Origin of the sequence: Streptomyces zinciresistens K42, assembly GCF_000225525.1 — a bacterium.
GTDB classification, from domain to species: Bacteria; Actinomycetota; Actinomycetes; order Streptomycetales; family Streptomycetaceae; genus Streptomyces; species Streptomyces zinciresistens.
This window is the reverse complement of sequence record NZ_AGBF01000074.1, coordinates 22726-29856: the sequence shown is the minus strand read 5'-3', so window position 1 is coordinate 29856 and position 7131 is coordinate 22726. Positions and strand designations below refer to the sequence as shown.

Here is a 7131-nt window from a genome sequence, read left to right as displayed (position 1 = left end):
CGGCTTCTTCAACCAGGAGGGCGGCTACGAGTACGCGGCCACCCTCGCCCTGGCCGCGACCGGCCTCGCGATCACGGGGCCCGGCCGGCTCTCCCTCGACCACGCGCTCGGCCACGTCCTCGACCGGCACTGGATGGTGCCGACGGCGCTCGCCGCCACGGCGGCGGCCACGGCACTGGTCGTCGGCGCCCGCAACAGGCGCCTCGACCGCCCGGACAAGCACGACGGCTTCGGCGACCAGGAGGCGCTGTTCGAGAAGTAGCGGCGCGGCGGCGGGGCCGCCCCGGTCAGGGACGGGCGGGGACGGCGGGGTCGCTGCGGTGGGAGACGCGCGGGGACGGCGGGGTCGCCTCGGTGGAAGACGCGCGGGGGTGGCCGGGTCGCCTCGTTCGGGCGGGCGGCGGGGTGCGGGGCCTGTGGCAAGCTGCCCGCATGACTGCTGATCACCCCGCCCCCGAAGACCTGTGGGACACCGTCGACGCCCTGTGGACCTGGCTCGACGCCGACGCCGACGGCGACGCCGCACGGCCGGCCGGGGGCGGCGAGGGCCTGCTCCTGCGGATGCTGAAGCTGTCGGAGGAGGTCGGCGAGGTCGCCCAGGCGGTGATCGGGGCGACCGGCCAGAACCCCCGCAAGGGCGTCACCCACACCTGGGAGGACGTCGAGGGCGAACTCTGCGACGTCGTGATCACGGCCCTGGTGGCACTGCGGACGCTGACGCCGGACGCGCGGGAGGTGTTCCTGCGGCACCTGACCCGCGTGAGGCAGCGCTCCCTGGGGACGGCGTCCTGAAAGCGCCCGCCCTCCGGCGGCAGAGCACCCGCCCCCCGGCGGCAGAGCGCCCGCTCCCCGGCGGCAGAAGGCCCGGCCCCCGGCGGCACGCTACGGCTGCCACCGCCCCGAGCGATAGCCGTCCAGGAGCCGGCGGCTCGCGACGGTGAAGGGGTGCGCGCGGCCCAGGTCGCGCTCCCGGCGCTCCAGGACGTCGGCCATGAGTCCGATCCCCTCCTCCATGTGCCCGAGCGCGGCCCGGGTCCGGGAGAGCAGTTGCCGGGCGGCGAGCGCGATCGGGTACTCGGGTCCGAAGCGGCGCGCGTACGACTCGGCGACCCGCCGGATCTCGCGGTCGGCCTCGTCGAAGCGGCCCAGGAGGTACAGCGCCCACGCGTGGTTGTGCCGGGCGCCGAGTGTCACCGTGTGGTCGGGGCCGAGGAACCGGTCGCACTCCGAGGGCAGCGTGAGCAGTGCGCCCCCGTCCTCCGCGACCACGTCGGCGGCGGGCAGCGTCTCCAGCAGACTGGCCCGCGCCCGCAGGGTCAGCGGATGCGCGGGACCCAGCGCCGCACGCCGTCCCGCCACGGTGTCGCGGAGCAGCGCGACGGATTCCTCGCGTCTGCCGAGGTTCGCCAGGACGAGCTGGAGTCCGTAGCCGCTGTCCGCGGTGTCGGGGTCGTCGGCGCCGAACAGCCGCTCCTGGGCGGAGCGGACCGTGCGGAGCGCCGCTTCCGCTTCGGCGTACCTGCCCAGCCGGAACAGTGCCCACCCCGCCCGGGAGCGCGCGGCGAGGACCGTACGGTGGTCCTCGCCGAGGAGGCGCTGTGCGAGGTCGGCCGCGGTGCGGGCGGTCTCCCAGGCGGAGAGGTAGTCACCGGTCCGGTGCAGGGCCACCGACAGCCGCGTCACGACGGCCAGGGCGTCGGCGGCGGACGGACGGCCGACGCGCCGCAGCAGCGCCAGCGCGTGGGGCACGAGCAGCCGCAGCCGCGGATCGTGCGGCCCCGCGTCCGGCACCCCGGGCACGGCAGCGTCGAGCAGGCGGACGGCTGCCGTGTCGAGGACGGGCACGAGGTCCGCGGGGGTCGCCGCCGCGACGCTGTCGAGCAGGATGCCGTGACTCTGCACGCAGCGCGCACCGGCCGCGTCGACCAGTTCGGACAGGGACTGGTCGAGCAGGGCTCTGAGGGCGGTCTCGGTGCGGGCACGCGGCAGTACGGCGCCGATGGCGGCGTGGTCGAGCAGGGGCAGGGGCAGCGGTTCGGCGGCGAACCGGGCCAGCAGCCTGAGCAGGGCCGCCGCTTCGGGCAGCCCGCGCGCCTCGAACGCGTCGAGGGTGAGCTGCCAGGTCAGGCCGACGAGGTGCCGGGGGTCCGCTTCGGACAGCGCGTCGGCTCCCCGGTCGATGAGCTGGACCCGTTCGTCGCCGTCGAGTTGGTCTCCGTACGCGTCCAGCGTCCAGGGGGCGATGACCTGGTGGGAGAGGAAGCCGCCGGCCAGTGTGAGGGCGAGGGGCAGGCGCCCGAGCCGGTCGGCGACCCGTGCCGCCTGCTCCGCCGTACCGCTGTGCGGGGCGAGGTCGCGCAGCACGAGCGCGGCGTCCGCACGGGGCAGGACGCCGATGTGCTGGAGTTCGGCGCCCGGCCACCACCGGGCGGCAGCGCGCCGGGTGGTGACCAGGACGGTGCCGCGCGGGCTGGTGCGCAGCCAGTCGCCGTCCCGCAGGATCTCCGGTTCGTCGGTGTTGTCGAGGACCAGCAGCCAGGGTTCGGCGGAGCGGTCGAGGTACGTCCAGACGAGATCGGCGGCCGGTCTGAGGCCGTTGCGCGCGGCGAGCAGTTCGCCGTCGCCCGCCCCCCGGTCGGCGGCGACGGCGAGCATGCCGGCGCGCAGGCTCGCCCGGTCGGAGGCGTTGACCCACAGGCCCACCCTGCCCCGCCGCGCGACGGCCTCCTGGAAGAGGGCGCAGGCGACGGCCGTCTTGCCGGAGCCCCCCATGCCGTACAGCACGTAGACCTGGCCGCCGCGCCGCGCCGCGACGCTCGCCCGCAGACGGTCCATCACCTCACCGCGGTCGCGCAGCGCGACGGGGGAACGGCCGACCGCGGGGCGCCGCACCGAGTCCGGTCCGCCGTGCCCCGGCCCGTCGCCTCCGTAGTGGTGGTGCTCGTTGATGTGCTGGTCGCCCGACGACTGGTAGACCCGTCCGTGGTCCTCGGCGTGGCCGTCCGTCCCACCCGTCATCGCTCTGCGATGTGCTGGTCGCGTCCCGCCTGGTAGACGCGGCCCTGGCCGGACGCGGTGGCGCGCTGGGTGATCCGCCGGACGGCCGAGCCGTCGGGATCGAGTCGGTCCAGCAGCGCGCGCAGTTCCCCGGCCGCGGCGGGCCGGGCCACGAGCAGTTGCCGCACCGACCCCTGCCACTGGAGGGTCAGTTCGTCCAGGGTCTCCTGGTCGCCCGCCGCGACGGCGGCGAGCACGTCCTCACGGCCGGCCTCCAACTCGGCGGCGACGGTGTCGGCACGCTCGGGTTGCGTCCGGCGCCAGAGCTGCGTGACCCCGTCACGCACCCGCTGCCAGACGTCGGTCGCCATCAGCATGACCAGGGTGGTCCCCGCCGTCTGTGCGAGCAAGGTCACTTCTGGGTCCACAGCCGCCCCTCCGTTCACCCGTTTTTCCGACAGTGCAGCTGAAAAGCATCTCCTACCAGGCATTGACGCGTTTTTCTTTCCGATCAATATCATTCCACCCGTGAGCGGGATGAGACAAGGAGAAGCCAATCCTCGCCAATACCCAAGGCGGCCGGGCCTCACACATGGTCAGGGCGGCTCGTTGCGCGCTACAGTGAAACGTCCAGAACGATCGAGGGGGCGAGGGAAATGACTCGGCCATGGGAAGCTGATCCGGACACCGGATTCAAGCGGCGACTGGGAAAAACACCCCAGGAGTTAGGTAACACAACCGGCACTCCCGACTGCCCGGACATCTGGGAACTCACCAATGGTGACATCGCTGTCATCGGCAGGGACCTCACCGGTTCGCTCGGCTCGAAGCTGCCGGACGGGGTCTCGATCGGATCGGACGAACGCCTCGTGGTCATCCCCAGGAACATGCTCATCGCGGCGAAGCCGGACATCCCCCATGTTTGACTCCTTCCCCCACGGCACCGCCGTGCGCATGGACCGCCCCGCGTACCACGCCGACCTGAGCAGGGTCTACGGCAGCGGGATCGGCTTCCTCAACAAGCTGGAGCGCGGCCAGAACTTCAAGGAGCGCGGCTTTCCGAGCTGGGAGGCGTTCGCCGGGGGCGACTGGGACGGGGCCCTGGCCCTGGCAGGCGAGAGGCGCGACGACTACGCCGGGGAACTCCGCCGGGCCGCGCGTCTCGGCATCGCCCAACGGCGCCTCCGCGTCGTGGAATTCCCGATCACCCCGTATGTGCAGTGGGAATTCTTCGTCCTGCGCGTCCGCGCGGACCTGGGTGACGACATCAGGGTTCTCGACGCCCGCGCTATTTCGAACATCGAGCGGATGCGGCCGGTTCCAGAAGTGGTCGTTCTCGGCGATACGGCGATGTACGAGGTCGTTTACGACGACGACGGAAACGCCGACGGAGCCAACCGCTACTCGGACCGCTCACTGATCCGGGAGACGAACGCCGGATTCGACGCACTGTACGAGCGCGCCGAGGGATTCCACGCCTTCTTCGACCGGGAGATCGCCCCCCTGGACCCACCGCACACGACCGGCACCCCGGCGGGCTCCCGCGGCTCGCGGTGAGCGCGGGGCGGGCGGGGCGCGGGGCGGGCGGGACTTTCGGAGTTCGCGCAGGTTTTCGCGCGGGGTGGGTTGGAGTTGCAGGTGGGGAATCCGCCCTGGGTTCGGCCGAGGTGGGAGGAGAAGGTGGTTCTGGCGGAGAAGGAGCCGAGAGTTCCTTGCCGTAGCAACCGGGACGGGGATCCACTCGCGCGGTGGAGTTGCCCGACCGTCGGCTCACACGGCCTGGCACAGGCCGGCCCCCGGCGCATACCCAGGGGCCGACCTGTCTCCTACCGAGCAGCGAAGCCAACAAACGCCGCCCAGGCGGCGGCGGCGACCGATATGGCAGGCCGACTCGTGTCCTTGGAGTCACGAACGCCGACGGCGTAGGCGCAGTCGGCGACTTCGACACACTCTCCGCCGGCCCCACCGCTGTAACTACTCTTCCGCCAGGGCCGTTCGCCCATCTCACCGGGGGTCTCGTTCACCTTCGCACCTCTCCAAGCAGCTTCTCAACGAAGTCCAGCGACTCACGCGGAGTGAGGGCCTGCGCACGGATGATGCCGTACCGCGACGCGACTCCCTGAACCTCCTGCCGGTCACTGACCATTGTGCTGCGTCCCTGAGCTTCCAGGTAAGCCACTTGATCGCCTCCGGCGCGGTACAACAAGGTGAACGGACCGTCCACACCGGCGTTGTCTTCCCTGTCGAGCGGCATGATCTGGATCTCGACGTTCCGGAACGCGCCGACCAGCATCAACTGCTCCAGTTGACCACGCATGACCGACCAGCCGCCCAACGGCCGACGTACAACCGCCTCGTCGATGACAAAGCTCAGCAGGGGCGCCGGTCTGCGCTCGAAGACATGCTGGCGTGCGAGACGGGCCGCGACCCGCTGCTCCAAGGTTTCCTCGTCCAACAACGGGCGCCACATGCCGAACACCGCCCGCATGTACTCCTCGGTCTGTAGCAGTCCGGGCACCGCCTGAGTCGCGTACACCCACAGCTCAACCGCCTCCCCCTCCAACCGCGCCGCATCGCGGAAGAAGGCCGGATACTGAGCCCGAGCCACCTCCTCCTTCATCTCCTGGAGGACCCCGCCCGCGTCCAGCACCTCGTCCGCCCGGTCGATGAACCTCGGCGGAGCCACCCGGCGCCCCTGCTCGTACGCGGCGATGGTGGACACCGAATACCCCGTCAGCGAGCCGAACTCCGCCCGCTCCAGGCCCGCCCGCACCCGGAACCGCTTCAACTGACGCCCGAAGACCCGCAGGACACCTGAGCCGGCGTCGGGTTCCGGCTGCCGTTCGCCCCCGTCGCCCTCGCCGCTCTCCGACACCTCGTCCACCAGCCCCGTCGGTTCGCTCATCCCCGCACCACCTCCCCCGGCCAACGCGCCCCCGCGCCCGCCGTCACGCACCGCCCCGCCCACACCCGCGTACCGCGCACCTACAGCGACTCTCCGTGTGCGCGCCGTATCTGGTCACGCTAGGACGGCACCGGCAGCGTGGGCCACATGAACAGCCGAACTTCCCCCACACGGCGAACTCCCGAAGCCGCAGCCGCCGCCGAGAACGACCCCGAGACCGAAGTCGACGCCGAGGCCGAGGCCGCAGGCGAGGCCGCGCCCCGGACCGAACCCTCCTCCCGCCCCCTCCACGAGTTCGCGATGGCCTTCACCTCCTCCCCGCGCGGCGCGCGCCTCGCGCGCAGGCTGGTCTCCCACCGGCTCGACGCGTGGGGGCATCCGTACGGCGGCCGGGTCAACGACACCCTCACCCTGATCACCGCCGAGCTGACCGCCAACGCCGTACGGCACGGGCACGTCGACGGACGCGACTTCCACGTGCGGCTCACCGAGCGCACCGACAACCTGCGCGTCGAGGTCACCGACACCCGGACCGAGCGCGTGCCGGTGCTCTCCGACCGGAAACCGCCCGGCGACGCCGAGTCCGGCCGGGGCCTGCTGATCGTGGCGCAACTGGCGACCCGCTGTGCGGTCGCCCGGCGCGCGGGCGCGCCGGGCAAGACCGTGTGGGCGGAGTTGCGCCTGACGCGAGACGCGCACGACCCGGCCATCGTCGACCGGTTTCACGCCAACGACCAGGACGGCAGACCCTCGTGGGCGTCCGGTGTCAGTGGCGGCCACTAGTCTCGTTCGCCCGGCAAGGAGCCGGTGAATCCAGGGGGAGTACGAGACCGCCATGCCCGACAACCACACCGGATACCTGATCTCCGTCGTCGACGAGGACCCGCTGCGCGCCCGTAAGGACGCGCGGGAACTGCTCGCCGCGCTCAGCAGGGTGGACCCCACGGCCAGGCTGGATCTGCCAGAGCCCGGCAGCCTGGTGGGTGCCGGCGACAAGGGCGGGCCGTCCGCCGAGACGGTCGCGCTGCTGTTGAGCGCCGGTTCGTTCGTCGTCGCGCTGGTGCAGACGTGGCTGGCGCGCGTCCCGCAGCGCACCGTCCTGGTCAAGCGGCCCGACGGGGCGACCTTGCAGATCACCGGCAAGGAGGCCCGCGAGGACGACACGCTGGTCGAGCGTTTCCTCTCGGACGACGGCGACGACGGCACCACGGCGCCGACGGCGGGCTGAG

At 72.3% G+C, this 7131-nt stretch carries 9 protein-coding genes and 1 pseudogene; 6 read left to right on the top strand and 4 right to left on the bottom strand.

Translation table 11 applies throughout. The annotated features are described in order from the left end of the window. Both SZN_RS20340 and SZN_RS20335 read left to right on the top strand, forming a co-directional pair. A pseudogene (locus SZN_RS20340) lies at positions 1–262 on the top strand (RpiR family transcriptional regulator); the annotation flags it as partial. A gap of 170 nt (positions 263–432) precedes the next feature. Next, positions 433–792, top strand: coding sequence for a MazG-like family protein (locus SZN_RS20335; RefSeq protein WP_007498045.1), 360 nt, complete (start codon positions 433–435; stop codon positions 790–792). Positions 793–882: 90 nt separating this feature from the next. Here the strand turns inward: SZN_RS20335 and SZN_RS20330 are convergent, their stop codons facing one another. Together SZN_RS20330 and SZN_RS20325 are read right to left on the bottom strand one after the other, a co-directional pair. Continuing rightward, on the bottom strand, positions 883–3018 hold the full coding sequence (locus SZN_RS20330) for a tetratricopeptide repeat protein (RefSeq protein ID WP_007498044.1): 2136 nt from the start codon (positions 3016–3018) through the stop codon (positions 883–885). Then, entirely contained in the window at positions 3015–3425 is a 411-nt protein-coding gene (locus SZN_RS20325; protein ID WP_043731978.1) for a hypothetical protein, read from the bottom strand. The genes SZN_RS20330 and SZN_RS20325 overlap by 4 nt, the downstream gene beginning before the upstream one ends. A 228-nt stretch (positions 3426–3653) precedes the next feature. Between SZN_RS20325 and SZN_RS38830 the strand changes: the two genes are divergently transcribed. Continuing rightward, positions 3654–3923: a hypothetical protein gene (locus SZN_RS38830; protein WP_078508751.1), complete on the top strand. Its 270-nt coding sequence runs from the start codon at positions 3654–3656 to the stop codon at positions 3921–3923. Beyond that, the gene (locus SZN_RS20320; RefSeq protein ID WP_007498041.1) at positions 3916–4554 is read left to right on the top strand and encodes a DUF6879 family protein; all 639 of its coding nucleotides are present in this window, start codon (positions 3916–3918) and stop codon (positions 4552–4554) included. The genes SZN_RS38830 and SZN_RS20320 overlap by 8 nt, the downstream gene beginning before the upstream one ends. Positions 4555–4823: 269 nt before the next feature. On the opposite strand, the gene SZN_RS38825 is transcribed toward SZN_RS20320, so the two are convergent. Both SZN_RS38825 and SZN_RS20315 read right to left on the bottom strand, forming a co-directional pair. Next, positions 4824–5000, bottom strand: a complete 177-nt coding sequence (locus tag SZN_RS38825; RefSeq protein WP_078508755.1) for a DUF397 domain-containing protein — start codon at positions 4998–5000, stop codon at positions 4824–4826. Between the two features lie 17 nt (positions 5001–5017). After that, complete coding sequence (locus SZN_RS20315; protein ID WP_007498040.1) at positions 5018–5902, bottom strand: helix-turn-helix domain-containing protein; 885 nt, start codon at positions 5900–5902, stop codon at positions 5018–5020. A 147-nt stretch (positions 5903–6049) separates the two neighbouring features. Between SZN_RS20315 and SZN_RS20310 the strand changes: the two genes are divergently transcribed. Both SZN_RS20310 and SZN_RS20305 read left to right on the top strand, forming a co-directional pair. Then, positions 6050–6685 (top strand): ATP-binding protein, encoded by a 636-nt coding sequence (locus tag SZN_RS20310; protein WP_007498038.1) that lies wholly within the window; start codon positions 6050–6052, stop codon positions 6683–6685. A gap of 52 nt (positions 6686–6737) precedes the next feature. Then, positions 6738–7130, top strand: coding sequence for an effector-associated constant component EACC1 (locus SZN_RS20305; RefSeq protein ID WP_007498037.1), 393 nt, complete (start codon positions 6738–6740; stop codon positions 7128–7130). Position 7131 lies beyond the last annotated feature (1 nt).

Bases quoted from the DNA above. Each gene is read 5' to 3' on its own strand.
- SZN_RS38825 (WP_078508755.1), bottom strand. From the start codon at position 5,000: ATGGGCGAACGGCCCTGGCGGAAGAGTAGTTACAGCGGTGGGGCCGGC.
- SZN_RS20310 (WP_007498038.1), top strand. From the start codon at position 6,050: ATGAACAGCCGAACTTCCCCCACACGGCGAACTCCCGAAGCCGCAGCC.
- SZN_RS20335 (WP_007498045.1), top strand. From the start codon at position 433: ATGACTGCTGATCACCCCGCCCCCGAAGACCTGTGGGACACCGTCGAC.
- SZN_RS20330 (WP_007498044.1), bottom strand. From the start codon at position 3,018: ATGACGGGTGGGACGGACGGCCACGCCGAGGACCACGGACGGGTCTAC.
- SZN_RS38830 (WP_078508751.1), top strand. From the start codon at position 3,654: ATGACTCGGCCATGGGAAGCTGATCCGGACACCGGATTCAAGCGGCGA.
- SZN_RS20305 (WP_007498037.1), top strand. From the start codon at position 6,738: ATGCCCGACAACCACACCGGATACCTGATCTCCGTCGTCGACGAGGAC.
- SZN_RS20315 (WP_007498040.1), bottom strand. From the start codon at position 5,902: ATGAGCGAACCGACGGGGCTGGTGGACGAGGTGTCGGAGAGCGGCGAG.
- SZN_RS20320 (WP_007498041.1), top strand. From the start codon at position 3,916: ATGTTTGACTCCTTCCCCCACGGCACCGCCGTGCGCATGGACCGCCCC.